This window comes from Fictibacillus nanhaiensis, assembly GCF_023715445.1.
Taxonomy (GTDB): Bacteria; Bacillota; Bacilli; order Bacillales; family Fictibacillaceae; genus Fictibacillus; species Fictibacillus nanhaiensis_D.
In genome coordinates, this window is record NZ_JAMBOD010000002.1 from 113,492 (window position 1) to 139,883 (window position 26,392).

Genomic DNA, 26,392 nt, shown 5'->3' on the forward strand with positions numbered 1-26,392 from the left:
ATCGTTAAAGAACTTTTATAACAACAGGTATACAAGAGAAGACTATTCATTGTTTTCTAAAACAGGCATTTCCACAAAACGTGAAGCTAGATCACTCGCTTTTTTATACTGAGAGGTTTCACGGTAATAGCGAAACAACTCTTTTTCATAAAGGGTGATAAGCGTATCGATTCCTACTTCCCGCAAGTGAGGAAGAAAGGTGTTCTCCAGATATTCATAGTAATCCATTTTGTCTTTCGTATGTAACAGTATATCCAACAAGCGAAAGACATTCTGAAAGGTTTCATTATGCATTTTCTTTGCTAAATCTATTCCAGCTGTAATATGTTTCTTTAGTTCTTCTTCACTATAAGACTTTAAAAGCAGAGAGTTATGAATATAACCTCTTCTAGCGCCTAGCTCCATATGTGGAAGTTGTGCATTTTTACACATTTCCAAGACTTTCATAAAGGCATCTTTTGCTTCTTCAAAATATCCCTTACTCGAATATTCTACACCAAGATTATGCCACAGATTCACTTCTTTTGCTTCTTCCTGGTAGGTCCTGCAGCTCTTAATCAACGAATGATATTTTTGAATGGTATCTTCAAAATGATAAATATCGTTATATCCCATTTGGATCAGCATAAGGTTTTCTGTATCAAGTATTTTCTTAAAATTATTTGTTTTTCTAAAATAGGATAATGCCAAGGTTCCATAATGATAAGCCTTAACTTTAGCACGAATGAGATGAGAAGCATGTGCGAGGTGATAATAAAACTCATGATTATTATATTCCATTGGATTAATATTTTTTAAGTGCTGGATGGCTTCTTTGCTCTTACTTATAGATAAGTAATAGATCCCCCACGTATGCTCTAATAAATGTTTCTCATATCGATCCAGATCATTCCAATCAGCTTGACAACTTAACAAGATACCCTTCCCTTTTTCAAGGTCACCTTTTGTAAGGTAGTAGCGTGCTAATAAGATTCGATAAGAGTGCTGGGCTTCTGAAATATGTATATAGGTGTTATCTTCAATTTCCTTCTTAAGATTCTCCAGCTCATCAGTTTGCTGTTTTACCATCGCTTCCAGCCACTGATGAAGTTTTTCTTCTAGCAGGTCATACTGCTTTAATTCTTTTTGCAGGTCGATTTGAAGGCGCTTACAAATAAGTTGTGTAATTTCTGTGGAGTACTCCGTTTTTCCCCGTTCGATTTTACTGACATGAGTGACAGAGCAAATGCCTTCTCCCAATTGGGATTGCGTTAAGCCAGCTCGCTCACGATACAATTTGATTATCAATCCTTCCTTCATGTATCCTCACCCCAATAATTCATTTTTCCTATAATAGCACGTTTTTCCGTGTATAAATAGAGAGCTCTAAATGGTTAGATGTCTGTATTTACCATTGATTTTAAACCCTATAATTCCAGAAGGAAAACTCGTATTTGGGGAAATGAAATAGTGTATTTTTTCTACTAAATCAATTTTTTACCTTTTTATAAGGTCTATTAAACTATACATTCATTAAATAATCTCTCTTAGTAGCTAAAAAGAACTATAAACTTCCACCCTGATCTATAAAAAATTATCCCAATTTACTTCCTTGCTGGGTACTTCTAAGATTAATGGTATGAATAGTCAGAATTTATAAATTTTATGAAAAGGGTGAAAGAATGAAGAATACCATGAAAAAGTCATTTTCTTATCTATTTATTTCTGCATTAATTGTTAGTAGTTTTGCATCATCTGCAAGTGCTGATTTTGTACAGACTAATGAAGTAGAACCAGATCCTATATCAATGAAAGCAGATCAGTCAAATGTTTTCTCGCAATTTGAAGGAAAGAAGAACGACACGTTATATGGGAACGAATTGTCTTCTTTTGATCCCAATGAAGAAGTAAGATTAATTGTTGAAGTAGACGTAAATAATCAGGCCAAAGCTCTTCCGGCTGTCCAAGTGGAACACGTAAAAAATACATTGATGAAGAAAAAAGATGCTTCTTCTCATGTAAGACATACATATACCTCGGGATTTTATGGGTTTAGTATGGATACGACTATTGGAGAAGCAGAAAAGATTCAGGACATGGCGGGTGTAAAAGATGTTCGCATCGCAAAAACCTATGAGCACACCGTCGTAAACAGCAAGAATCTAGTAGAAGCTATGAATGCATGGATCAAATATAATTACCGTGGAGAAGGAATGGTAGTAGCGATCGTCGACTCAGGTATTGATTATCGTCATGAAGCGATGCAGCTATCTGACAACGGCAAAAAGCAAGCGGATTTAAGAGAAGAAACCATTCAAGAAGACTTGAATGCAACATCAGTGAACGATGTTTGGTACACAGATAAAGTTCCCACTGGGTATGATTGGGCAGATAAAGATAATAATGTCATTCCGGCAAAAGATTCTCATGGGACACATGTTGCAGGAATCGTTGGTGCCAATGAAGAGTCTCAGAAAAAAGCGGTCGGCGTTGCACCAGATGTGCAGCTATTAGCTGAAAAAGTGTTCTCTGACTCTATCAGCTATGCTTATGACGATGATATTGTGGCAGGAATCTATCATGCTGTAGAGTTTGGAGCAGATGTCATTAACTTAAGCTTAGGATCAGAAGCAGGTATGGTAGATGCAAATGATCCACTTCAAAGGGCCATTCAATATGCAACAGAAAATGGCGTTTTAGTAGTAGCTGCTGCTGGTAATGCAGCTTACAGCACCAAGCAAAACCTTCTGCAACGTTCCACATTGCCATTAGCAAAAAATCCGGATATCGGACTTGTTGGTAATCCTGGTGTTACACCTTACGCACTCCAGGTTGCTTCTTCTGAAAACGACCTGATGAAAGTAGATGGACTTCGTTTAAGCGATGGAAGTAAACTAGGCTACCAGATTCAATACAGCTCTAAAAAATTCATAGACCACTTAGATAAAGATAAAGAATATGAGCTTGTCTTTGTAGGAGAAGGCAAATCAGCCGATGTGAAGGATTTAGACTTGCAAGGAAAAATTGCTATCGCCCAACCGTTACAACAATATGCGTTCTATTCGTATATACAAAATGAAGCAGGAAAAAAGGGCGCCGTTGCTGCGATCGTAATTCCGCCTAATGGAGTACCTGACTATTCCAACATGTCTTTCAGTCCTTACATGATTCCTGCCGTGACAACCGATCAAGAAAAAGCAAGCAAATTGGTGGAACTGTTGCAAAGCGGTGAAAAAGTGACTGCCCAATTGGAAGACGAAGGACTGTGGGTTCAAAATACAGCAACAGAACCAATGTCGACATTTTCTTCTTATGGCTCACCTACCGATTTAAGCTTTAAACCGGAAATTACAGCTCCTGGAGGAAAAATCAGTTCTACTGTCATCAATAATCAATATGAAACGATGAGCGGAACGTCTATGGCAAGTCCTCATGTTGCTGCAGGCGGAGCATTGATCCTTCAAAAATACTATGAAGATATGAAACTGCCAAAAAACATGGATACCGTATTAAAAGCAAAAAATGCATTGATGAACACATCTGAGAATTTAACGAATCCGAAACACGAAAATATGTCCTATTCACCTAGACGTCAAGGTTCAGGATTAATGAAAATTGAGCAAGCCTTAAAAACGCCTTATCTTCTTCAGCATGATGGTGTCCCTTTAGAAGAAGCAGCATCTGTTGCGTTAAAAGAAATTGATCGTACGTTTGATTTCACTTTAGAAGTAGAAGCATTAACGAAAAAGGCGGAAAAAGCACCACCAATATGAAGTTTATGTAGATGTAATCACAGATGAGACGGAAAAGAAAACATATGACGGAGTAGAAAGAGAGTATTTAACATTAAACTCCATATCAGTAAAAGATGCCGTCATAAAAATAAATGGAAAGCAGCAAAAGGGAAACAGCAAATTTCAATACAAGCCTCATCGCGATGATAAGGTTACCGTTTCCGTTACTCTTCCAAACGATCTAAGTGAAGGACGTTTTGTAGAAGGCTTCGTGCGTTTTGTACCAAAAGGAAGTTCTGTGAAGGAACTATCGACCTTAACGATTCCTTATATGGGCTTCTACGGAGAATGGGATGCCCTCGCAAATATTGACGAGAGTCCGGTAAACGGAGACCCTTTCCTAGGCTATACCGTTCTATGGAATGACATGCTGAATCTTCCAATAGGCTATGATTCAATGACTGGCACGTTTGATGCGGAGAAGATCGGAGTCTCTCATCGCTCGATCAGTTCTGGGGCTTATCCTTCTTTTACAGCATTTAGAAACTTAAAAGAGATGTCGTTAAGCATCCAAGATCAGAACGGAAATACCGTCCGTGAGATCGGAAACTTTAGTGAATTTACGGCTGATGGCACTCCGTATCCATTTAGAAAAAATATCATGAGCTATAGAGATTATTCTTATTCCTTTGACAGCATCACCTGGAATTCCATCGATCATAATGGAGACAATCTGCCAGACGGCCAATACTACTACGTCTATACAAGCACATTAAACTATGAGGGAGCGAAACCTCAGACAACAAAAATCCCGATTAAAGTGGACTCCATCGCACCAGTTGTAAAAGACGTAAAAGTAGAAGAACAGCAAGATGGAAAATACAAAATCAAATGGGATGTAGAAGAGAACGGCACAGGTTATTTAGGCAGTATGATTTGGGTTAATGGTTCGTATAAGAGCTTGCCAGATAATGCGAAAGAATACATCACTGCGGAGAAACCAGAAATTGCGATGATTTCGGCTGTGGATGAAGCTCGAAATGTAGGTCGGATATGCTGGAAACGAAGACTTGCTGCATGCAGATCCGTTTATTAACTATTTATCTGTATCTGGAACCAATATCAATCAAACAAAGCCTGCCTCGATTTTGGTATTTGGATATAAACGCTTGGATTGGCATTTTGTCATATCAGATGCTCAAGGGAATAAGCTCGAAGAAGCCAATATTGATAATGAGCATTCGATTTACGGCTTACAATGGTATCCAGACCCTGAATATCCAAACGGCGACTACTTTGTAACCGTGACGGCAACAGATGAAACAGGATTATCCTTAACATCAAAACCTTATAAAATGACTGTAAAACATTAATATCGTGCCAAGAACCATTACATGTGGTTCTTGGCATTTTCGTGCGTGTTTAAATAACTTATTCAAATTCCTGTTAAACTCAGGTTAACTCGCAGATTTTTGATTAAAAATAGAGGCTGTTTCGTAACCTTAGTTGCTCTTAGGAGTGGTTGATTTCCGTTTCAGGATGCTCGCTTTCCGCGGGGGGTAAGGTGAGCCCAGGCGAAAGATATATGAAGTGCTGCTCCTGCGGCTACAAGAAAATCCTGCCGAAGTAAGCTTCCTCGTCACATGCCTTGCAAGAAGAATACTCAGGTAGTCGGCACGCTGCTCCCGCAGGAGTCTCGCACCTTACACTCCAATCAACTTGTCAATGAAGACTCTTTCAAAAATGACCCAAAAGCAACAATCTTTTAAAAAAAGAGCCAAAATAAAAAACTGGCTTCCAGAGGGAATCTTTCACTCTGGAACCAGTTCATTAATTATCTAGCATCTTTAATAAGAATCTTAACTAGATTACTAATCTCCATAAAAGAGGTGCTGCTTAAACACTTAGCAGCACCTCTTATCATCTATTTTTATAGAAGTAAATACGCGAGTGGTGTTGCAAGAATCAAAGCCAGCACCGTACGTTGGAACCAGATGAACACAAGCTTAGGAAGGCTGATTGGAATATCCGTGGACAGCACACAAGGAATGCTTGCTGAGAAGAACAGGATCGATGCAACAGATACAACTCCGATTACAAACTTCGTAACAAGTGCCGCTTCTGCCACAAGCAGTGCCGGCAGGAACATTTCAGCCACTCCGATTGATGCTGCTTTTGCCGCAAGCATCGCATCCGGAAGCTGCAGCGCCCAAGTGAACGGATAGAACACATAGCCGATCCAGTCAAAAACCGGTGTGTACTCCGCTAACAGGAGTCCGATAAGACCAACACTCATAATCGAAGGCAAGATGCTCATCGCCATTACGAAGCCGTCTTTTAGGTTGGACCAGATGTTTGTTAGAAATGCAGGAGCGTTTTGTGATGAATCCATCGCGCTTCTCCATGCTGTTTGCAGATATTTCTCGTTTACAACTTCTTCCGGCTGACCTTCCCCGCCAGAATAGGAATCATCCATACTGCTTAACGGCCGGATTCGAACCGTAATCGCCGTAACTAAAAACGTCACGACAAGTGTCGTCCAGAAGTACGTGTTCCACATTTCCATCAGACCTAACGTATTCGCCACAACGATCATGAATGTCGCAGAGACCGTAGAGAAACCTGTTGCGATAATTGCAGCTTCTTTTACGGTATACTTTCCTTCTTTAAAGACGCGGTTTGTGATGAGAAGGCCGATGGAATAGCTGCCGACAAAAGAAGCGACTGCATCGACCGCAGATCTGCCCGGCGTTTTCCAGATCGGCCGCATTATTTTTTGTACGAGCACACCTATGAACTCCATCAGACCATAACCCACGATAAACGCTAAGAACACAGCTCCGATCGGAACGAGCAGCCCTACAGGAATGACTAGTTTTTCAAATAAAAACGGCCCCATGTTAGGATCACTTAACCAGCCCGGACCCCATTCAAAATAAAGAAGGACTGCCGCGATCAAACCAACAACTTTTAACAACGAGAACGTGGTTGTCACCCGGTCTCTGTTCCACGTTTTCGTGTAGAACGGATAAACAGCTCCGAGTAGAATAACGAGTAAAGCATATAGAGGGACGGCTTCACCCGCTGTAGCCCTTACCCACGTCACAAGGTGATCAAGCGGAATGGACGACTTCCCTTTGACCGTAATCGGAATAAAGAACATGAAAATACCAACTGCACTGAACAGAAGAAATTTTAAAGAATGAGACCAGGAACCTGCAGCGCTTTTCATCTCTTTCAACTCCCTTATCAGTGATAAGCCCGCCTTAACGGGCTCTCTCTACATCTTATCGGGACAAAGTTCGAAATATGCCGAGATCTGCTTGTACAATTTTCATATTACTCAAAGGTATTTTCCCTTTCTGGATCTTTTCATGTCTGATTATCGTCACTCTGGGGAATACCATTTACATAATCAAAAAACAGGAGTGTTCTAAATGCCATATTTTATCAACGTCAATAAAAGTGTGGAAGAAGAGTATGGAAAGATGTTTGTTTATGATCCAGGTCAAAACCGGGAAAACGAAGATGAGCTGGAAGTGATGAACAATCTGGATGAGCAGGATCAAGGAAAACCTTATATCTTTCCGAAGAGCTTTTTGTTGGAGGTTTCTGCTGAGGATTATGAGAGGTATGCTGAGGCGAAAAAGAGAGATCAAGATGTGGAGTCCGTTACGGAGTCGATTTTGCAAAAATATAAAAAGTAAAGAGCTGCCAATTATGGCAGCTCTTTTTTCTTAATCCTTTATTGATTTGTACACTATATTTGCAATCTCTTTAGAAAGCGAGCCGGTACTATGATAAGATCCATTTGGTTTTGGTCCATTATTTTGTTTGTTCGTTAATAAGATAATTTGCAAGTTGTGTTCAGGATCGAAAATAACCTGTGTACCTGTAAAGCCTGTGTGTCCAAAAGCTTTGTCTGAGTATAGATCACCCATGTACCAGTTCTTCTGCCTTTCCCAGCCGTAGCCTTGTCCAAAGGCCTGATCCGCAGCGAATTCTTCTAAAACTTCTTCATCATAAAGTTTTGTTTTACCGTACGAACCGCCGTTCAGCATGAGCTGTCCTAATTTAGCAAGGTCTTTAGCTGTTGAAAAAAGTCCAGCATGTCCTGCAACGCCTCCATTGCCATAAAAGCTATTGCCGTCATTCACTTCACCAATTAACGTATAGTCTCTCCATCCATCAAACATATCCGGATCTTCTTCTACATAATAACCGAAGTTTGGATCATCGATCATCTTGTATTCATATGGATTACCCCATGAAGTAGCTGCAATTTTCTTTTTGTTCATGTTATCTGGAGTAAACATCGTATGTTTCATTTTAAGAGGCTGATAGATTTCGGATTCCAGATACTTATCCAGCTTTTTGTTTGCTATTTTTTCGATAATAAATCCAAGCGTCATAAAGCTGAAATCACTGTACTTTCTTGCTGTACCCGTTTCGTATTCTAACGGCAGTTCATTAATATAATCGAGCACTCCTTCTGGTGTTTGGACAAAAAGATATGTGGGATACCAAGGTGTAAGACCGGACGTGTGCGTCAAAAGATCGGCAACTGTCACATGTTCTTTCCCGTTCGCTCCGAATTCAGGAATGTATTCTGTTACTTTATCGTCGACTGAAAGCTTGCCTTCACTTACGAGTTTCATAATCCCCTGTGTTGTTCCCATCACTTTTGTAACAGAGGCCAGGTCGAACATTGTGTCTTTTTTCATAGGATTAGGCTTGTCCAACAACTCTCCCATGTCATATTTTTGGGCAAATCCGTAGGCTTCTTCTTTTACTATTTTCCCGTCTTTCGCGATTAATAGAGTGGCTCCTGGGGTAATTCCGTCTGATATTGCTTTTTCCACAGCTTGATCTACTTCTGACAACTTCTCCCGGTCCATTCCGACAAGTTCAGGTGTTCCATAGGATAGTTTAGTAGCTTTTGTGTGTGCATGACTAATATTCATGTTTCCTAAAAAGGTTACTAAGCAAAGACTGATAAACATCATAATCGACAACGTTTTTTTCATCTTAAGCCCTCCCGTTTGTTATTGGAATCTACTAAGCTCTTAACATTTCCTTCAAAAAACTTGTGCCGAACTCAGGCTGAGGTACACCTGCTAGCTCTGCCATTGTCGCTGCAATATCTGCCATTGTACTTCTAACACCAAGGTCAACTGGTTTTAACTTTTTACCGATAACAAGGAGCGGTGTTTGTTCTCTTGTATGATTGGAATGTCCGATGGTCGGATCGTTTCCATGATCACCTGTTATAAAAAGAACATCGTCCTCACTCATCTCTTCAATAAACTTCTCAATAAACCGATCTGCTTCTTCCAGCACTTCTTTATACCAGTTCACATCTTGTTTGTGACCAGCTAAATCCGTCTCTTGAACATTCACTAAAAGAACTGCGTTGTTCTCGGCTTTTCTGTGATAATTTCGAAACGTGTTCAGAACATCTTTTGTTTCGACGACCGGATCCTTGAACCCGGATGCCTGAATAACATCAGCTGTTTTTCCGATACGATACACCGGAACGTGATTGTCTTCAGCAATATAAGGGAACTGTTTATGAAAATCTACACCATAGCCTAAATGCAGAACATGGTAGCCTTCTCCGTAAACATTCGTTTTCGGGCTGTCGACTCCCCACTGGCAACCATTCTTTTCGGTCACTGCTGAAAGAATGTCCGCTATATCTGATTTTTTATTGCCAAAGACAATCACCCTGCTCGTATCTACGCAGCTTCTCACAATTCGTCCGATCCTGCTTGCTTCTTCAAATGTAATCTGATTGAGATCACAAACAACGTTGATAATATTGCCTGGCGAGGACTCCAGATTATCTCCTATGACAATGCAGTCTTCGACGAGCAGTATACTCGCTTTTTCAATAGGATGTGAGACTTGATATCCTTTTTTTTGAAGACATTTTTTGATTTCCCCGCTAACATTCTTCATCAATCTTTTTTGAGGAATGCCGGGTCTGCTGCCCATCAGCTCTTGATGGCCCATGTATGTGTCAGCACCATGATGAGCAAGATTATTTCTCCCAAATGCCGCTTTCGGTTCTCCCTGATTATCGACTAATTTGCACAAACCCAACTCGTATAAAAAAGGAATCTTAAGTTTGGTTGCCTCTCTAAGGTGCTTATATGTGTTAGCATTCCTATCCTCGGGCTTTACTTCTGCACAATCATCCATGGCACCGATTCCAAATCCATCTAGTACAAGCAATGAAATTTTCCCCATGATTCACATCCCTCTTCTCTGAAAATAGACGACTTCCGGTGAACAGGAATCCACTCCTTTTACAAATGCAATATGGGCTCTTGTTACAAAAATTTGTGCACGGAATGCATAAATGATAGAGTCTCCAACTTTCATATCCTCTTTCCGTTCCACACAGCCGTAGTAATCTATATTTTCATTAGAGATCTTTTGAATAGGTGTACTTTTTCTGAAAATAGAACTCTCGTTATCTCCGTATAAAACGTTTTCCATATTAGACCTTGAATAATAGCCTCCAGCTATTGTGTAAGCATATTCTTCATCCATGTGAGAAATTTCGGATACATACACTATGGAAGGGACTTCTTTTTGCGTTTCATCATAAGCATGAAGAGGTGTAGTTCCTGTCATAGCGTGACCTGGTTCACCATGCGTAATTCCATGCTTTTTTAATAAAGGAATCGTGTGGCAGCTTGTGGAACTCGGAGCGTTTAATTGCTTGACTTCAATCCCCAAGTTTTCAAGAATGTCTTTGCCATCTAGAAGGGTATTTAAATTAGGTGAAAATTCATAGTCAGTCTTAGATGTATTTAACTGCATGGTTGGAAAGTTGGTTAAGCCAGTGATCTGGATTCCCGGCAACGTTTGGATTTCTTTTGCAGCAGCTTCTAATTCAGCAAGAGGAATACCGCCAAATTGCCCTGGGTAAATAAGATCGCTCTCACCAATCACTCGTAGAATCACATCTTGTTTAATACCAAATTTTTCTGCTTCACCAGATAACTGCAAGGCTTTTTCATAGGAAAAAAGAGTAATGACTTCTGGGCGTATTTCAGTTATGACCTTTTTCCACTGATGTTTTCCAGGCTGAACGAGATGACCGATGTTTCCAATTTTACATTGATGTTCAATTAGGTTATTTGCTTCATCAATGTCTACAGCTACAGCTCGATCAATGCCGTTTTGCTCGATGAATTTGCCGATAAAACCACTTCTGCCAATCTGCTTTGTCATATAATAAAGACTGATGTCATTCTCTTTTGCTGTTTCACTTAAGCTCTGAACATTTAAAGAGAGGCTGTCCAAATCTATGACATATGTGTTAGGCGGTATCACACCATCTTGATGTAATTTAACTGCTGAACGAATTAATCTCGGGTTTCGTTTTGCGGTCATCTGTAAAAACATGCTGTGCTCAACCCCTTATCTCTGTAAACACTTCTTTTAAAATTCGAATCACTGTATCTGCTGAAGACTTCATTGGATTAATGCGGATGCCATATTTTTTTAATTTCGGATCGCTCTCCATAAAGCCTCCTGATACACGATAGATCATCGGCAAAAGCTCATACTTAGACTCTGCTCCTACTGGATACGTAGCAGCTCCATATGCTGATGCTTTAGCGATTACATCTTGTGCGATCGGTTCTACTAATTCCAGGATCACGTTTTTCGATTGCGAATTTGTGATGTAAGCTTCCTTCACCATCGGAAGTTCATTTTGATTCAGCCTATTGCACAACAGCTCTACTTGCTCGTTTTGAATGGCAAGCATGACAGGTGCAAATACCATACTGCGCAATAGCTCATGTGCTTCATGACCTTGAACTTGGCCTCCGCCAGAGTAGTTTTGTTGATGGATTTGATCTACAAAACCACTGGAACCAAGAATGACTCCGATTCCTTCAGGTCCCATCAATTTAAATCCGGAAAAAGTCGAGACATCTGCTCCATATTCAACGCCGATTCCTTTCATCTTCATTGCGCAATAGTTGTCATCGACAATGATACAAAGATCAGGGCGGATTTTTTTCACAATTTCTATTACATGTTTTAATGAGTACGTATCTGTTGGCTGCTGTCTCGCATGCTGTATATAGAAGACTTTGGATTCACGGTCAGTTTTGAGTATTTTCTCGAGCTCCTGTTCGTCATTGAAATCTGCAGGGCTTTGCTTTAGCCCCATCAATCGAAAAGCACCTTTGGTTGTTGTATACATAGGTGCGGTATGTACGATGACTGAATCACCTGGTTCTACCACCATACTTAACGCAATCCGAATTGCACCTGTGCCGCTCCCCCTTACTAACGCACATGCTTCTGCGTTAAAAGTCGAAGCTAAAACTTGTTCCACTAAGGCTGTCGTTTTTGGACGGTGGTGCTCAGGGTGAAGTCCTACATCTCCCGTTTCAAAGAAAGAATTATGCTTAAACACTTTTGTGACATCATCAAGCAGCTTAAACTGCAGTTCTGTTGCTTCCTGTAGCGATAAATTCTGCAGTATGGAGTCTGCGTACTTTTGTGTCAATTTACATTCACCCTTTCGTTCGTATGCTAAAGGCTTTCTGTGGATTTTTGACCAGCAGTTTATTAATTACGGTTTCATTCATTCCCTTTTGTCTTAACGCTGGTATAAACGTGCGCAGCACAACATCATACCCCTGGCCTCCAAAAGCACTCAAATGAGATTTCCGGGTCAAGTCGCTCGAAAGCAGAATTTGATCCTCAAATCCATTCTCTATAAAAGTGATAAGAGATGCTAATCGATCTTCATCACTTCGATAGTTCGTTTTCCCGATCGTATCGAGTGCAACAAATGCTCCGCCTGCTAAAACTTCAAGAACAGTTTCATCAGATGTGTTTAAATCCTGATGGCCAATAATTACTTGATTTAGCGGCAGATTTTCTTTTTGAAACAACTCCACTTGTTCTAACGCACATGTTCCTAAAGTGGTATGTGTAGAGAGAGGAAGTCCCGATTGTTTAGCCGCTTCAACGGCACCATAAAACATCTCAATTTCGATAGGTTTAAATTCGTTTAAACTGCTTCCAATCTCCCCTATTACGCCAGGCTTGATCCCTGTATCTTCAATACCATCTTCTATTTCTGTGAGCATCCATTCTGCCAGCTGATCACGGTTCCACGTTAATTTTCCATCTGGTATAAATGGATCTTTATAACACCCTGTACTTGCCACGATATGCAAATCCAACTTTCTGCTGATCTCTTGCAGCTTCGTTACATCACGACCCATACCATCGTTTGTTACTTCAATGATCGATTTTCCTCCAAGCATTTTAAACAGCTGAAGATCATCGATCACAGTCTCTAAATCTTGCAGTCTCGTATCTTCATCTTTTTTTATTCGACTTAAATCAACATAAAGGTGTTCGTGACAAGCACAAACACCTAATTGGTCTGAAGGAATCTTTCCTAAAACGGTTTGAACATACATTTCACTTCTCCCCTAACCAGCTGGTGGTGTAAACAGTCCTAAAAGCACGAGGATATTCCCGATAATACCTACAGCTATTGCTCCTACAGGGCCAACTGCCATCCGAACAATCGGTCTGCCTGCTGCTTCATTGAGTAAATAGAAACCAGCGATTGCGAAGAAACCAAAGCCAGGTACGATGGCATTTGCCGCGTTTGCTCCACCAATTAAGAGCGCAACTTCTAACACGCGTGTCATCGCAGTACGAATATTCTCTCCGGAAGCCCGGATTCCAGGGTAGCGGTCTAATAGTTTAGCAAGCTGCGTTAACAGCATCACTTCAGCAAAGATGATTACTGCACCAAGAATCGCTGCGATAACTGGGTTTGGTGTGAAAATCCCTGCTGCAAATACAAAGGTAAAACCTACCGGACCATAAACTCCAGTTGCGATCGCCGTACTCGCAATTAAAGGAACAAAGCCGATCGCTTTAGCTAGTGAAGCAATTCCACCTTCAGAGATTTTTCCTTCGGCCAAAAGATTTAATGAGATTGGGTCACCAGCGATCAGCAATAGATTAGTAGCTGCTGCAACTAATGCTCCGCTTAGCATAAGAACCCAAACGTATTTTTTAATTTTTGCTACACGCTCGGTAAAAACGGTTGCAAGTGTTGATAGATTTTGTTCTTCTGATTTTTCACGGACAGCAAATGCGATTAAAAAGATCATACCTACAACTAGTGCAATTCCTTCAGGACTGAGTACAACTGGTGACCCGTCAATTTTGAGCAGCTGTTCTGTGTTTGAGAAAACGATGAGCTGACGGGCAATAGCTGCAGCCAGGAATGTGATGATCCCTTTTTTAATACCAAATTGAAGCGCAATGGCTATTGCCGGGAACACCATAAAAGCAACAACTACTGGCTCACCAACTTTATTGAATCCATCAACGAAATTCAGCGGAAGCATCTTGAATGCATCTACTACTGCTTGAAGTCCGAGGTAGATTCCGACTCCATAAAGCGCCCCTACAATACCAGCCAGAATGGCGTAAATCTTGCCTCTTTGAAAAGTTAGGCCGATAATATCTGTTCCAAGTAAAATACTGTGAATCAAGATAATACTTCCTGCAATCGAAATCGGAATGCCGAATCCGATAACGAGACCAAAACTCATTGCAAATGCCGTTACACCAAGCTCTTTACGGCTCATTCTGCCTTCCAAGTTCTCCGGAACAATAGGGCGCAGCCCATCATTAAAAACGGCTATTCCTAAGTTCGCCATCACAGCAGCCAATCCACCAATACAAGCCATTAGAATAATTTCTAACATTACAAAACCCTCCCCCTAAATGGTTAACCTAACTAAACCTGTTGTTTCAGTAATGCGTCCATTAAATATTCAACTGCTTTTTCTTTGTGGTCCCCTGTGAACCCAAATGCTTTAGCACCACTGCTCACGCTTTCTTCCACTTTTTCTTTTACTGGCGGCTTGCCTGGCATGGATATCGTTGCGCAATGCTGCTTCCCTAATAGAGCTATAGCCATAGCAAGCGCTCCTCCACCTCCTGTGTGACAAGCACCTACGTAATAATCAGCCCCTCCAGATTTAATGAGCATAGCGGCATCTAGATCGTTTTTTACCATGACTTCTACAGAATCACCCCCACACTTTTTAACAAGCTGTTCAATTTCTGCCTTATCTACCTGACCACCGACAACAATCTTCAAAATGAATTCCTCCTCTATGTTTTTAAGCGGATAATACAGTTACAAAATGCATCAGTAAAAATTCTCTTTCCTCTTTCGGTAATGAGCTGCCCATCTCTCGTTCAATCCATTTAACACGCTGATTAGCTTCCTCAATACAGGATGAAGAGTAGATTTCATTCATGATTTCTTCTGGCGGAGGATAAAGCTCCTCGCTTCTTTCCATCCGTGTAACAGCCATGGCTAGATGAGTGATGAGCATGGTATATTTTTTCTCGTTTTCTGGGGTGACGAATTTACTGATTGTCCTTTGACAGATTGATTCAGCTTGATGTGTAATACTGTCAGCCGATCTTAAGATTTGAAGCCTTGTCTGTAATGCATTCATTTCGTCCACCTTCAATGTACAGTTTTTTGTATTTTGATTTTATAAGGAAGCATTTAATATTTGGGAATATGCTTTCCTTCCTCTACTTTACGTTGAGTTTCTTTTACTTGGTTTATCGATAAAAGATTTAGCAGGTATTCTAATTTCTTATTACTTTTTCGGATGACACAAACTGCTTCAGTAATTTGCTCCTCTTTGTTTTTAGCAAGTTCAGAGGATAGTGGTGCCGTGTGATACATCTCAGAATCAATCTCATCCGTATTCCAGATCGCAGCATCGATAGATTTTGCTTTTAAGTGCTGCAGAAGATGCATATAGTTTAAATCGACGTATTCAACATCCAGATCCTTCGTTTCAGCCATCGTTAATGTTTTTTGATCTGTAGAAAAAGAATCGATTCCAATCTTCATTCCATTTTTAACTTTTTTATTTTTTGCATCAGCAAAAATCACGGCATGTTTGGATAGGTACGTATTTGTTCCAAACGCTAGCGCTATCTCTAGATCTTTATTTTCTTTAATAGCCTCCAGCGCAGAATACCTTGAAACGAGCGCGAAATCGTATCTTCCCTCTTTTACACCTTCAAGCCTCAGTTTTGCTCCCCTCATGAATGCAATATTAAGGTTTACATCTAATTTTTCAAATTCTGAGTTAAAGCCCGATGCCAGCCCTTCATATTTTTTGGAATAAGGCAAAGGCATGACACCTATAACCCTTGAGGTACCTGCATACTTCAAAAGACAAGGAACATCTTTTGCTCTTAAAAAAGTTCCCAGATGCCCTCTTGAATCTAATTTTATACAGGAGACTGATTCTAGATTTTTTAATGCCGTTTGGATTGTTCCCCTTCCGACTTGGTATTTCTCAGCTAATTCACCAATCTTAGGGATTCTTTCATTCACATTAACAAAAAGTAATTCTTCAGCCATTTTTTGAAGAATAAGTACTTTTTTTGAATACAGTGGTTCATAGATTTCCATATCATCACTCTTGTACAGTTTTTTGTATATTGCATCTCGTACATTATCACAATATGAAAGCGTTTTCAATAAAATGTTTGAAAATTCTATACTTTTTTCAACGAAGTTCGACAAAAGGTGCCTTCAAAAAAGATGCCACCGGGATTCTAACCCAGCAGCATCTCATCTTATCTTTTACTAGTTTTTATTAATCGTCATCGTAATATTTTTCGTGTTCTTTGCGATTGAACCGCCGTCGTTTTTAAAGATCTCTGATTTATTTTCTTCAGACGGTTCGATGTGGATGTTCAGCTTGTTCTCTCCATCCTGTAAGTTCACGGTATGAGAGAACGTCATGTCATCGTTGATCGTGACCGCTTCACCGTTAATCGTCATCACGCCTTCTTTAATCGCGTTCCCTTTTAGGGTGATCATGTCAGATGTTACACTTTGGCCGTCTGTATGTGATGTGACGACTACCGGCATGTCGATCCAGCGGAGGATCTTATCCTGAACGACCATCTCGTTGCCGCCTTGGTTCGTGACAACGAAGCTCAGGTCAGTTCCCGGAGCACCGTAGCCGTAGTAGCTCACGTCATCATCGTTTGGGTTAGCCGGCGTATGATCAGCAAGTCCTTCTTGATCCCACGAGCTGTTTTTCACGTACTTGTACGTGATCACTTCGCCTTCTTGCGCTTCAAACGTGTATTCATAATCGTTTGTTACGGCACCGCCGCGCGTCATCTTCCACGCACCGGTGTTCCAACCGTTCTTGCTGCCTGGCATCGTGATGTCCACGCCTTGCGGGGTATACGCCGGTGCGTTCACTTTCATCGTCACTTTTACCATAACAAGGTCAGGCGTTACGGTTACTGCGTTCGACTTCACACTGTTACCTGATTTGTCGTAGATATGCACTTCGTATGAATACGATTTGCCGTTTGTTACGTTCATGTCTTTGTATGTCGTTGCGTTCGTATCCAGAATTTGATCGATCACTTCTCCATCGCGGACGATCGTGAACAGGTAAGGCTCGTTTGCCCCTTCAACAGACCACTTCAGGTTCACTTGTCCAGACTCTTGTGCTGGTTGTTCCAGCGATACAGAATCTGCAGGTGCTGTTGTGTCGTCACCTTTTGTGAACGTTACGGATTTTGTATCACCCGTTACCCACGTTCTGCCTAGGTCTGTTGAGAATGCGTAACGGTATTCGTATAGTCCTTCTTTAAACGGCAGGAAGGTGCCGCTGAAACTGTTAAATTCACCGTTTTGCGATGTGTAGTTTGATTTGTGCGATGTCCACGTGTCTTTGCCTGGTTCCTTCACTTGAAGTTCGGCTTGGAGACCTTCGGCTACGTCAGTTTCTGTTTCACCTTTTATAAAAATATCAGCTGAAACGTTTTGTGATTTAGAAAGATCGATTACACCGTCTTGAAGCTCCGTTACGTTTGCAATCTCATAGTTTCCGTCTTTTAGCTCCACATGCGGAATTGCTGCTTTTGACTCTGTTTTCACAGATTCGTTGTTGTCTTTATCGATGGCAACAACCGCGAAATAGTACTTGCGGCCGTTATCTAAACCTTCAATTTTGATCGAGTTTTCTTTTGTTTCGGTTACCTTTTCATAAAAAGCACCAGAGATCGTTGTTTGGTAGACTGCATAACCTCTCGCGTCACCTTCCCATGTTAGAGATACAGAGTGGCTAGCTTCCGTTGCCCTCACGTTCGTTACCGCTTCAGGCTTCTTCAGGTTTTGCCCTTTGTCAGAAACAAGCATGCGTCCGCTCATCGCAGGAACCGTTACGGTCAGCTTTCCGTCTTTTACAGTTGCTTTGTATGTTTTATCGAGCTGATCTGTCAGCTTCACGTTGTTTACGATCAGCTTCTCCACATCAAATTCCACCGTTTTTTCTTCACTGCCGCGGTTCGTGATCACGACCGCTGCGTTCTTTTTGTCCGTACGTGTATATGCGAGCACATCTTTTTCAGCGTAAAGATGATTCAATTCGCCATAGCTGAACAGGTTATGATAGTCAGCACGCACTTTTCCGATCGCTTGATAATGCTTCACAAGGTCCTTATCTTCAGAACCCCATGGATACGTTCTGCGGTCATCCGGATCTTTAGAGCCTGTAACACCCGCTTCATCTCCGTAATAAACAGTCGGCGCACCGGCATAACCCATTTGTAAAATTGCCGCAAGCTTCAAACGTTTCACACCAAGCTCATGGTTATAATTCGGGTCCAGCTCAGCACGCTCGTAAGAATCGGTTCCGTTTCCAAGCACGAATGCTGCACGTGGCGTATCGTGTGACCCCATCAAGTTCATCAGCGTGTAGAATGCCTCTTCTGGATAGTCTTCAAATACAGCGTTCAGCTGGTTTTCAGCACTCTTTGCGTTTCCGTTCTTTAAGTAGTCGATCATCGCACCTCGGAAACGATAGTTCATTACAGAATCGTAAAGATCGCCAAGGAAGTATTCAGACGCATCATCCCAGATCTCGCCAAGAATCAGCGGATCGTCCTTCTTGCCTTCCTTCAATTCATCACGGAACTCTCTCCAGAACTCGGTATCTACTTCGTTCGCCACATCCAAGCGCCAGCCGGAGGCCCCTCTGTCCAGCCAAGATTTTGCCGCAGAATCCTCGTCATACATGATGTAGTCTGCGAATGGTTTGTTGTTTAACTCAGAATCATAGTCTACTGCTCCACCAGGAATCGATTTGATCTCCGGAAGTGAGTCGAATCCCCACCATGCCTGGTATTTATAGACACCGTTCACTTTGTCGTTCGCGATGTTAAACCAGTTGTGGAAGCCATAAGAACTGAATTTTTGTCCTTCAGCTGTAAATTTTTCTGCTGTTTGTTTCTTTGCTTCTTCTTCTGTTAAGCCTTTTTCGTTCATTAAGTCATAGATGCTAGCCCAATATTCGTATGCACCTACCGTATCGTATTTTCCGTAACGGTCAAAATAGATCGAATCGTCACCCACGTGGTTGAACACGCCGTCTAAGATCAGGTGCATCTTGCGTTTTTTAAGCTCTTTTGTAAAAGCCTTAAATTCTTCAGGTGTCCCAAACATCGGATCCATCGCTTTGTAGTCTGTCGCATCGTATTTGTGGTTGGATGCAGCATGTGCGATCGGATTAAGGTAGAGCGTGTTCACGCCAAGAGACTGGATATAGTCCAGCTTCTTTTGGATACCGGCAATGTCACCGCCAAAGAAGTCGTTCGACCAGATCTCGTCGCCTTCATAGTCTTCTGTTTCAGCTTGACGGGGGTTGTCCGGAAGCTCGCTCCACTCTTGATGTTCGATTGGTTCTGTACCGCGTGCAGTCGTTTTTGCGTCATCGTTCTTTTTGCTGCCATTGAAAAAACGATCAGGGAAAATCTGATAAACAACAGACTCCTTCATCCAGTCTGGTGTTTTATAAGATGGATCGTAAACGGTCATTTGAAAAAGGCCTGCGTTCGTGTCAGCAGCCGCTCCTTTTCCGCCTTCTTGCGTATCTTCACCATATTCTTTTACCGCATCTCCATCACGGGCTGTAAATTTGTAGCCGTAAACACCTTTTTCTTCAGGTGTAACAGTGGCTTCCCAAAGCTCGACCTCTTCACCGTTAACGGTTGTCCAACCCGCATTCTCCATATCTTTAACAGTTGTGCTGCCAGTGTTGTAGTTTCTAAGATATAGCTTTGCGCCAGTCAGGTCGCCTTTTTTCGTTTGAAGGCGAAGTGTTACGTCTTCACCCGCTTTGATCGCCCCAAACGGTGCTCGGAATGCTTCGTTCCACGTGTCGTGGAACAGCTTGTCCCCATTCACGCTGCCATCCGGCAATCCGGGATCGTAATTCGTGTAAACATCTTTTGTGTCATGGTTATAATAGAACGTAACCTCCGCGTCTTTTATAACATTTAGTACGAAATTGTTCCCTGGATATGCAGGTGCACTCCAGTTGTTGCCGAGTACAATTTTAAATTCGTGCTTTCCTTTTGGCACCTGTACAGTGTATGTGTAGATATTGTCTAAGTCTTCATCTTTTAAAAGTGCTGTCGATTCCCCTGGTGCCCATTCTCCGCCAGCTCCGATATCAGGCTGGATGTCACCAACGATGCGAGGTGTCTGCTCTTCCGGAAGCGGCTCAGGAATACTTACTTTGTGCGTCATGTCGTCATACACAAACGTCACCTCTTTTTCGGAATCGAGAGTCAGCTTATAGTTGTCACCACCAGCTTTTCCGTCAACACCATAGTTCTCATCCCAAGAACCATTGATGGCAATCTTGTATTCGTAAGTCCCTGCAGGCAATGTTCCTGTCAGCTTGTACTTTCCGTTTGGCTGCAGCTCCATCTTTGTTGCAGGATCGGAAGGATTCCACTCACTAGATCCACCAAGCTCGTCTTGGAGATTACCAACGAGTGTCACCGTTCTTTCTTCAGCTGTTGTTTTAGTTGGCTGTATAAGCAGCGCAGATGCAAACGTTTGCAAAATCATCGTAAATAATAAAAGCCATGAAACTGCGTGCCGCTTTTTTTTCTTCCCCACATCGTATCCCCCTTTTTAAAATATGTTGCAAATAAAGCGAAAGCGTTTGCACAAATACTTTTATGTTACCGCTTTCATTTAAATTATTATCCCATGTTTTCTTATTCTGGAAAATGCGCCATTCGGCTGATATGACTGTAAATAAATAGGTAAATATTCTTATTTTATATTAAAACTATCATAACAAGCAATCTAAAAGAGAAGAAGCTAAAAAAACGAAGAGCGCGGAAACAGTGATGATCATAAAGAAGAAAAAGACAATAATAATCGTAAAAATGACCGCGGAGACGACGAAAAAGGTAAAGATAACGGGAATAAAGGCAAAAACAAAGAGTAATCTTGGACCCTGCCAAACATTAGGCAGGGTTTTTACGAATAATCCCACGTTATTTTAAAAAATCCCACGTTAGCGGTATGGAATCCCACGTTAAATGGAATAATCCCACGTTATTTTAGAAATACACGATTTTCGACACAACACCTCATGTTTCGACAAACACATATCCTCTAAAAAATAAAAACCAGGTCCTCTCTGGAAGGTAGAGGCCTGGTCCTATTTTTATCTTATTCAGTTGACTCCTCAGTTGATTCCTCATCTGTTGAAGTTTCTTCAGTAGAACCTTCTTCTGTTGATGTTTCTTCCTCAGTTGATGTTTCTTCTTCTGGAGTTTCCGTTTCTTCTGTGTTTGTTTCTTCTTCCGTGTTGTCATCCTGGTTGTTACATGCAGTGATTAACATAATTGCCAAAAGAGATGCTCCGATTTTCGCCATAAACGTTTTGCTCATCTTAAATTGCTCCCTTCGGATTTTCATTATGATTTTTGCATGAGTATGGGATTTCTTTGTCCCTGCTCAGAATATATCACGAAAAAAACCCGAAAAGACGGAATTTACCAAGTCATAACGGAGACTTTACACTGTCTGCATAATGTTAACAGTCGCTTTACAAATCGTATTTTATTCACTTTTTAATAGCTGATCCATTCTTTTGGCAGCATCATTTATGGTTGTCTCGATGTCCCGGTCATGAAAGATAACAGCTTCCATCGCTTTCGTATAAATGTTTTCCATACGGGACCAGCTTTTTACTGGTGGACGCAGACGGGCGTTCTCCAGTCCCTCCACATACGCTTTCAAGTATGGTGTTTGCAGCATCGCTGAAGAATTAGCCGCTTCTTTATTTGCAGGTAGGATACCCGAATTAAACATACGCTGCTGAATCTCTTTACTTGTCATCCAGTTCATAAATGTCCATACCGCCTCTTTATGTTCTGTCCCTTTCATGATCACGAGATTCTCTCCCCCGAGAATCGATCCTTTTCCTTGCCGATCAACCGGAAAAGGAGCAGGAATCGTTACGTTCATGAGCTGATCCACTGTGTAGTATGAGGTGGAGAGCACACTGTAAAACCATGGGCCATCTTCCGCCATAAATGCCTGTCCCTGGAGGATAGAGTTCCATGTATCAACCGAACCTGATGTAAAGTTTGGTGCCAGCAACCCTTTTTCTTTCCAGCTTTTTATGGTTTTTATAGCCTGAATACTATCTTCACTGTTAAAATATCCGGATGCTTGTGTGTAATCACTGTTTGTTAACATGCCGCCAAGACCCCAGAAGAATGGCAGGCTGTCCCACGCATTGACTCCTTTCATCCCAATAAAAGCATTTCCCTGCTTTTTTTTAGCAAGCTTCAAGAAATCGTCCATTGTTTCAGGCGGTTTCTCCAAACCAGCCCTTTTCAGGGATAATTTGTTGTATATGGCTGCTTTGGTGGTGATGTTAACGGGAAGTCCATAATATAGCCCATTGTAAAAATTGGTTTCGAAAGCATTGGCATATAATGCTTTTTTCTTTTGATTAAAACCAGTAAAATGGTCCAACGGTTCAAGCAGTCCAAGCGAAGCAAATTCCGGAACCCAGGCAATATCAATCCTGACCACATCAGGAGCTTGTCCGGAAGATCCTTTTGAGATAAGGGCGGATTTTAAATGTTCATTATACGGCTGCCTGACTGATGTGATTTTTATCTTCGGGAACTTCTTTTGAAAAAGTGGAAGCAGCTCTTCCTCAAACACCCTCGTCTCTTCATCACTGTATGTGTGCCAGAAGACAAGCTCTTCCACCTTTTCTTTTTTGTGAAGTGATGGAACGGTGTCTTTGTTATTAATAATTTGATCAGAGCAGCCGTTTAAAAGTAAAGCTAAACAAAAATATAAAACCATTTGGAAAACGCATATTTTTTGTTTAACCATACTTATCCTCCTCTACTTTGTTTTATTGGTGCACTTTTTCCCGAAACTCAACTGGACTAAGACCTGTAAGCTTTTTGAACAGTTTGCTGAAGTACTTCACATCATTAAATCCGGACTTGTGTGCAACTTCATACACTTTTAAAGAAGTATTAGTCAGCAGGTCTTCTGCCTTTTTAATCCGTAATGAGATGACATAATCAATGAAATTTTGATCCATGTATTTTTTGAACAAAAGACTGAAATAATTTTTGCTGATATAACTGTAGTCCGCCATTTTTTGAAGTGTTAGATCAGATGTGTAATTTTGTTTGATATAATGCAGTGCTTTTTCCATAAGATGCTGATGGGAGGTTAGTGAATCAAATGAAATCGGGTGTTCTACTTCCCATTGTACGATTGTTGCATGAAGAAGTGCTTTAAGCTCTTCCAATGTTTCTGTATGAATGAGCTCATCCATTTTTTGAAGAAGAATCGGAATATCTATTTTTCTGTGAAAAAGGATGCTTAACATCTCTCCTGCTTCACGCTTAACTATATCAGGTGTTGCCGACCCTTTTTCCCATTCTTTGATCCATTCTTCTTTTACGAGTTCCGTCCTCATGTTGTCACTTTCGCTGACAGCTTCTTTTAACGAAGCCCGATAATCGTACGTCTTACTCTCGTCATCTGAAAAACCAGCCATATACGGATAGCATTCAGATGAAACATCATAAAAATGCCCGTCACACGCTTCTTTCGCTTTATAAAAACATGCACTAAACTGAGAGACATCTTCTCCTGTTTGATAACCGAAAAGTAAAGTGATCTGCGTTTCCTCTTCCAGCTTATTTTTCACATATTCCAGATCGCTTTCGAATCCCTTCGTTTGAGGTAAAACAAGAACAACGTCCGAGTTATAGAGAGAAAACATCGTCCCTTGATCAAAATACCGGTAAAAAAAGTCGACCACTTCTTCTACTTTAATTCCTGCAAAAAGATATCCGTATTTTTCTGCAAGTTCTTTTCTCTTATGGATTCTCCCGTATGCAACAACAAAGCCCGTTTGGAACACGGCGTTCCTTTTTACCGAACGCGCTGGATTTTCTTTTGAAGCAAGCATCTGCTTCAGTTCCTGTTCCAGTTCCTTACGGTGAAGCCCCTTTTGGGTCTCTCTATGCTCATCGAGATCATGCTGAACCTTTTGTTCCCGCTCAATGAGGAGTGTGCATTTTTCCAGCAGCTTAAGGAGATCTTCCGGCTCTAATGTTGGTTTTAGCAGATAATCGACTGCACCAAGCTTCAGACCTTCTCTTACATAATCAAAATCGCTGTAGCTGCTGACAAAAATGATCTTTAAAGAAGGATGGATGTCTAACGCATGTCTGGCCAACTCTAATCCATCCATAACAGGCATCTTTATATCCGTGATCAAAATATCAGGACAATGTTTCTTAAAATGATCCAGCGCTTCTTTTCCGTTTGCAAAAGCACCCGTTAGTTCATACATACCATTCTCTAAAGGTATCGATGCTTTTAATCCATAACGGATAACAGGTTCATCATCCACAATCATGACTTTATACATGGCCATCACCTTCCTTTAACGGATAGAGCAGCAGTGTAATCTGTGTTCCCGCTCCTTTCTGGCTTTCAACAAGCATCGTGGATTTTGGCGAGTAATAAAGCTGGATACTCTCGTAAACATGCGCCAGTCCAATTCCTACAAAACCATTTTGTATGGAGGATTCCATATCTTTGACTTGCTTTAATTTTGACGGTTCAAATCCATTGCCGTTATCCGTAATGGTAAATTTTATTGCGCCGTGTGCTTCTTCTTCTGCTTTTATTTGGATCAACCCTGCTGTATCCGTAGGAACGATCCCATGAAAGATCGCATTTTCCACAAAAGGCTGGAGCAGCATTCTGGGAATCCGAAAATCCAACAGTTTTTCATCGATCTCGACATCCATCTGGAATTCCCGGTCATACCGGATTTTCAGAATCACTAAATATTTTTCTAAAATATCCAGTTCTTCTTTAACGGTAATAAAGTTTCCTTTCTTGCCCATGTTGGCTTCAAGCAGTCGTGTTAACGCAGAGATGGCTTCATTGGCTTTTTCGTTCTGCTTAAATTGGATCAGCCATTTGATTGTGCTTAAGGTGTTAAATAGAAAATGAGGATTGATGCGGTTTTTGATCGCCCTTAGTTCGGCCTGCTGCTTTTTGCTGCGTTCTTCTTTAACACTCGACATTAAATCCTCTATTCGATCAATCATCGTATTGAACTGATTGCTCATCAGTCCGATTTCATCACCAGAAACAACGTTTGTACGCGCTTTCAAATTCCCTTTTTCAACACTTTTCATTTGTGTTGTCAGCTGCTTAATCGGGTCTGTAATTTTGCCAGCGATAAATAGTCCGATCAGAATCGCCGCGATGGTCAATCCGATTGAAGATACCAATATGAGCTGGTGCAGCTTCTCCATCTGTCCTGTTATCTCGTGAACCGGTACTGTCCCCACAATCATCCAACCATTGCTCAACGGCTGCTTAACACCATAATAATTCGTTTTGTTCTGTACATATTCAAACTCTGCTCTCTCATTACTTACGACTGAACGGTACAGGTCTCTATTCTTTAGCTTGCTCCCGACCAATGAAACATCCGGATGTATCATAATTTCTCCGTCTTCGTTCACGACAAAGAATTTTCCGGTCTTGCCGAGTTTCAGCTGATCGATCTTGGATAAGATGTTCTTTCCGTCCAGATTCACTAAAATATAGCCGATATTGTTCAACGTTTCAAAATCCTTCAGGACGCGGCCGACCGGCAGAACGAGCTCTGTGTTGTTTCCTCCACCGCTGTATCTGTCCTTTTGCAGACCCATCCAGACAAGCTTGCCGTCTTTTTCTTGTGCCTGCTTCAGCCATTTAAGCTCTGACTTTTGTTCATTGTTCCATTTATAAAAAGAGAAAGTACCACTTCCCCAGCTCTTATTTTCTTCTTGTAACACATAAATAATTTTTACGAAGGAGCTCGAGAAAACATAGTTATTCAGTTTGTCTGACAGGATCTTATTATTTTCTTGTTTTTCGATGTTTGCTGCAGCGGCATCTGTATCCACTTTGACGGTTTGCTGAACTGCCGGATCTCCGTATACCAATTCCGATGTATCACTGCCAACCGTAAAGATATACGAGAGTGTGTTTGCTGCTTGTTTTGTAATTTGAAGAGAGGATTCGCGGACATTCTTTTTAATGATTGAAGAGGAGGAATTGAAATAAAAAAAGCTTAAGAAGAAAGCTGGAATTAAAATCACGACCAAGAATGCTGCGATTAGCTTTACAGCAATACTTTGTTTTTGCCACATGTGTCGGATCATCTTTCCAGCCCCTCATT

20 protein-coding genes are annotated in these 26,392 nt (G+C 41.2%); 4 read left to right on the forward strand and 16 right to left on the reverse strand.

What is annotated here, in order from left to right:
* Positions 1–42: 42 nt before the first annotated feature.
* Positions 43–1,299 (reverse strand): helix-turn-helix domain-containing protein, encoded by a 1,257-nt coding sequence (locus M3196_RS08570; protein ID WP_251321866.1) that lies wholly within the window; start codon positions 1,297–1,299, stop codon positions 43–45.
* Positions 1,300–1,661: 362 nt separating this feature from the next.
* Between M3196_RS08570 and M3196_RS08575 the strand changes: the two genes are divergently transcribed.
* Genes M3196_RS08575 through M3196_RS08585 form a run of 3 tightly spaced genes read left to right on the forward strand, consistent with a single transcriptional unit; the run spans position 1,662 to position 5,086 of the window.
* Entirely contained in the window at positions 1,662–3,752 is a 2,091-nt protein-coding gene (locus M3196_RS08575) for a S8 family serine peptidase (RefSeq protein WP_251321867.1), read from the forward strand.
* A 16-nt stretch (positions 3,753–3,768) separates the two neighbouring features.
* Positions 3,769–4,809 (forward strand): Fn3-like domain-containing protein, encoded by a 1,041-nt coding sequence (locus M3196_RS08580; RefSeq protein WP_251322155.1) that lies wholly within the window; start codon positions 3,769–3,771, stop codon positions 4,807–4,809.
* Positions 4,784–5,086: a hypothetical protein gene (locus tag M3196_RS08585; RefSeq protein WP_251321868.1), complete on the forward strand. Its 303-nt coding sequence runs from the start codon at positions 4,784–4,786 to the stop codon at positions 5,084–5,086. The genes M3196_RS08580 and M3196_RS08585 overlap by 26 nt, the downstream gene beginning before the upstream one ends.
* Before the next feature lie 557 nt (positions 5,087–5,643).
* Here M3196_RS08585 and M3196_RS08590 read toward each other — a convergent pair.
* Complete coding sequence (locus tag M3196_RS08590; RefSeq protein WP_251321869.1) at positions 5,644–6,945, reverse strand: YjiH family protein; 1,302 nt, start codon at positions 6,943–6,945, stop codon at positions 5,644–5,646.
* A 205-nt stretch (positions 6,946–7,150) separates the two neighbouring features.
* Here M3196_RS08590 and M3196_RS08595 point away from each other — a divergent pair, with 205 nt between their 5' ends.
* The gene (locus M3196_RS08595; RefSeq protein WP_251321870.1) at positions 7,151–7,420 is read left to right on the forward strand and encodes a hypothetical protein; all 270 of its coding nucleotides are present in this window, start codon (positions 7,151–7,153) and stop codon (positions 7,418–7,420) included.
* Between the two features lie 30 nt (positions 7,421–7,450).
* On the opposite strand, the gene M3196_RS08600 is transcribed toward M3196_RS08595, so the two are convergent.
* From M3196_RS08600 to M3196_RS08665, 14 genes are all read right to left on the reverse strand, one after another.
* Positions 7,451–8,740 carry a serine hydrolase gene (locus tag M3196_RS08600; RefSeq protein ID WP_251321871.1) on the reverse strand — a complete coding sequence of 430 codons (1,290 nt, stop codon included), beginning with the start codon at positions 8,738–8,740 and terminating at the stop codon, positions 7,451–7,453.
* 31 nt (positions 8,741–8,771) lie between these two features.
* A complete protein-coding gene (locus M3196_RS08605; protein ID WP_251321872.1) occupies positions 8,772–9,965 on the reverse strand; it encodes a phosphopentomutase in 1,194 nt (397 codons plus the stop codon).
* A gap of 3 nt (positions 9,966–9,968) precedes the next feature.
* Positions 9,969–11,132: a YhfX family PLP-dependent enzyme gene (locus tag M3196_RS08610; protein ID WP_251321873.1), complete on the reverse strand. Its 1,164-nt coding sequence runs from the start codon at positions 11,130–11,132 to the stop codon at positions 9,969–9,971.
* 7 nt (positions 11,133–11,139) lie between these two features.
* A complete protein-coding gene (locus M3196_RS08615; protein ID WP_251321874.1) occupies positions 11,140–12,252 on the reverse strand; it encodes an aminotransferase class V-fold PLP-dependent enzyme in 1,113 nt (370 codons plus the stop codon).
* A gap of 7 nt (positions 12,253–12,259) precedes the next feature.
* Complete coding sequence (locus M3196_RS08620) at positions 12,260–13,180, reverse strand: phosphotriesterase family protein (protein WP_251321875.1); 921 nt, start codon at positions 13,178–13,180, stop codon at positions 12,260–12,262.
* A 12-nt stretch (positions 13,181–13,192) separates the two neighbouring features.
* The gene (locus M3196_RS08625) at positions 13,193–14,491 is read right to left on the reverse strand and encodes a YhfT family protein (RefSeq protein WP_251321876.1); all 1,299 of its coding nucleotides are present in this window, start codon (positions 14,489–14,491) and stop codon (positions 13,193–13,195) included.
* Between the two features lie 32 nt (positions 14,492–14,523).
* A complete protein-coding gene (locus tag M3196_RS08630) occupies positions 14,524–14,889 on the reverse strand; it encodes a DUF2620 domain-containing protein (RefSeq protein ID WP_251321877.1) in 366 nt (121 codons plus the stop codon).
* Positions 14,890–14,911: 22 nt separating this feature from the next.
* On the reverse strand, positions 14,912–15,256 hold the full coding sequence (locus M3196_RS08635) for a PRD domain-containing protein (protein ID WP_251321878.1): 345 nt from the start codon (positions 15,254–15,256) through the stop codon (positions 14,912–14,914).
* 53 nt (positions 15,257–15,309) lie between these two features.
* The gene (gene yhfZ, locus M3196_RS08640; RefSeq protein ID WP_251321879.1) at positions 15,310–16,236 is read right to left on the reverse strand and encodes a GntR family transcriptional regulator YhfZ; all 927 of its coding nucleotides are present in this window, start codon (positions 16,234–16,236) and stop codon (positions 15,310–15,312) included.
* Positions 16,237–16,413: 177 nt separating this feature from the next.
* Positions 16,414–20,760: an alpha-amylase family glycosyl hydrolase gene (locus M3196_RS08645; RefSeq protein ID WP_251321880.1), complete on the reverse strand. Its 4,347-nt coding sequence runs from the start codon at positions 20,758–20,760 to the stop codon at positions 16,414–16,416.
* Between the two features lie 564 nt (positions 20,761–21,324).
* On the reverse strand, positions 21,325–21,546 hold the full coding sequence (locus M3196_RS08650) for a hypothetical protein (protein ID WP_251321881.1): 222 nt from the start codon (positions 21,544–21,546) through the stop codon (positions 21,325–21,327).
* 171 nt (positions 21,547–21,717) lie between these two features.
* On the reverse strand, positions 21,718–23,013 hold the full coding sequence (locus tag M3196_RS08655; RefSeq protein WP_251321882.1) for an extracellular solute-binding protein: 1,296 nt from the start codon (positions 23,011–23,013) through the stop codon (positions 21,718–21,720).
* Between the two features lie 22 nt (positions 23,014–23,035).
* A complete protein-coding gene (locus tag M3196_RS08660) occupies positions 23,036–24,577 on the reverse strand; it encodes a response regulator transcription factor (RefSeq protein WP_251321883.1) in 1,542 nt (513 codons plus the stop codon).
* A complete protein-coding gene (locus M3196_RS08665; RefSeq protein WP_251321884.1) occupies positions 24,570–26,375 on the reverse strand; it encodes a sensor histidine kinase in 1,806 nt (601 codons plus the stop codon). Before M3196_RS08665 ends, M3196_RS08660 begins: the two co-directional genes overlap by 8 nt.
* Positions 26,376–26,392: the final 17 nt, after the last annotated feature.

Bases quoted from the DNA above. Each gene is read 5' to 3' on its own strand.
- M3196_RS08570 (WP_251321866.1), bottom strand. From the start codon at position 1,299: ATGAAGGAAGGATTGATAATCAAATTGTATCGTGAGCGAGCTGGCTTA.
- M3196_RS08575 (WP_251321867.1), top strand. From the start codon at position 1,662: ATGAAGAATACCATGAAAAAGTCATTTTCTTATCTATTTATTTCTGCA.
- M3196_RS08590 (WP_251321869.1), bottom strand. From the start codon at position 6,945: ATGAAAAGCGCTGCAGGTTCCTGGTCTCATTCTTTAAAATTTCTTCTG.
- M3196_RS08595 (WP_251321870.1), top strand. From the start codon at position 7,151: ATGCCATATTTTATCAACGTCAATAAAAGTGTGGAAGAAGAGTATGGA.
- M3196_RS08600 (WP_251321871.1), bottom strand. From the start codon at position 8,740: ATGAAAAAAACGTTGTCGATTATGATGTTTATCAGTCTTTGCTTAGTA.
- M3196_RS08605 (WP_251321872.1), bottom strand. From the start codon at position 9,965: ATGGGGAAAATTTCATTGCTTGTACTAGATGGATTTGGAATCGGTGCC.
- M3196_RS08610 (WP_251321873.1), bottom strand. From the start codon at position 11,132: ATGTTTTTACAGATGACCGCAAAACGAAACCCGAGATTAATTCGTTCA.
- M3196_RS08620 (WP_251321875.1), bottom strand. From the start codon at position 13,180: ATGTATGTTCAAACCGTTTTAGGAAAGATTCCTTCAGACCAATTAGGT.
- M3196_RS08625 (WP_251321876.1), bottom strand. From the start codon at position 14,491: ATGTTAGAAATTATTCTAATGGCTTGTATTGGTGGATTGGCTGCTGTG.
- M3196_RS08635 (WP_251321878.1), bottom strand. From the start codon at position 15,256: ATGAATGCATTACAGACAAGGCTTCAAATCTTAAGATCGGCTGACAGT.
- yhfZ (WP_251321879.1), bottom strand. From the start codon at position 16,236: ATGGAAATCTATGAACCACTGTATTCAAAAAAAGTACTTATTCTTCAA.
- M3196_RS08650 (WP_251321881.1), bottom strand. From the start codon at position 21,546: ATGAGCAAAACGTTTATGGCGAAAATCGGAGCATCTCTTTTGGCAATT.
- M3196_RS08655 (WP_251321882.1), bottom strand. From the start codon at position 23,013: ATGGTTAAACAAAAAATATGCGTTTTCCAAATGGTTTTATATTTTTGT.
- M3196_RS08660 (WP_251321883.1), bottom strand. From the start codon at position 24,577: ATGTATAAAGTCATGATTGTGGATGATGAACCTGTTATCCGTTATGGA.
- M3196_RS08665 (WP_251321884.1), bottom strand. From the start codon at position 26,375: ATGATCCGACACATGTGGCAAAAACAAAGTATTGCTGTAAAGCTAATC.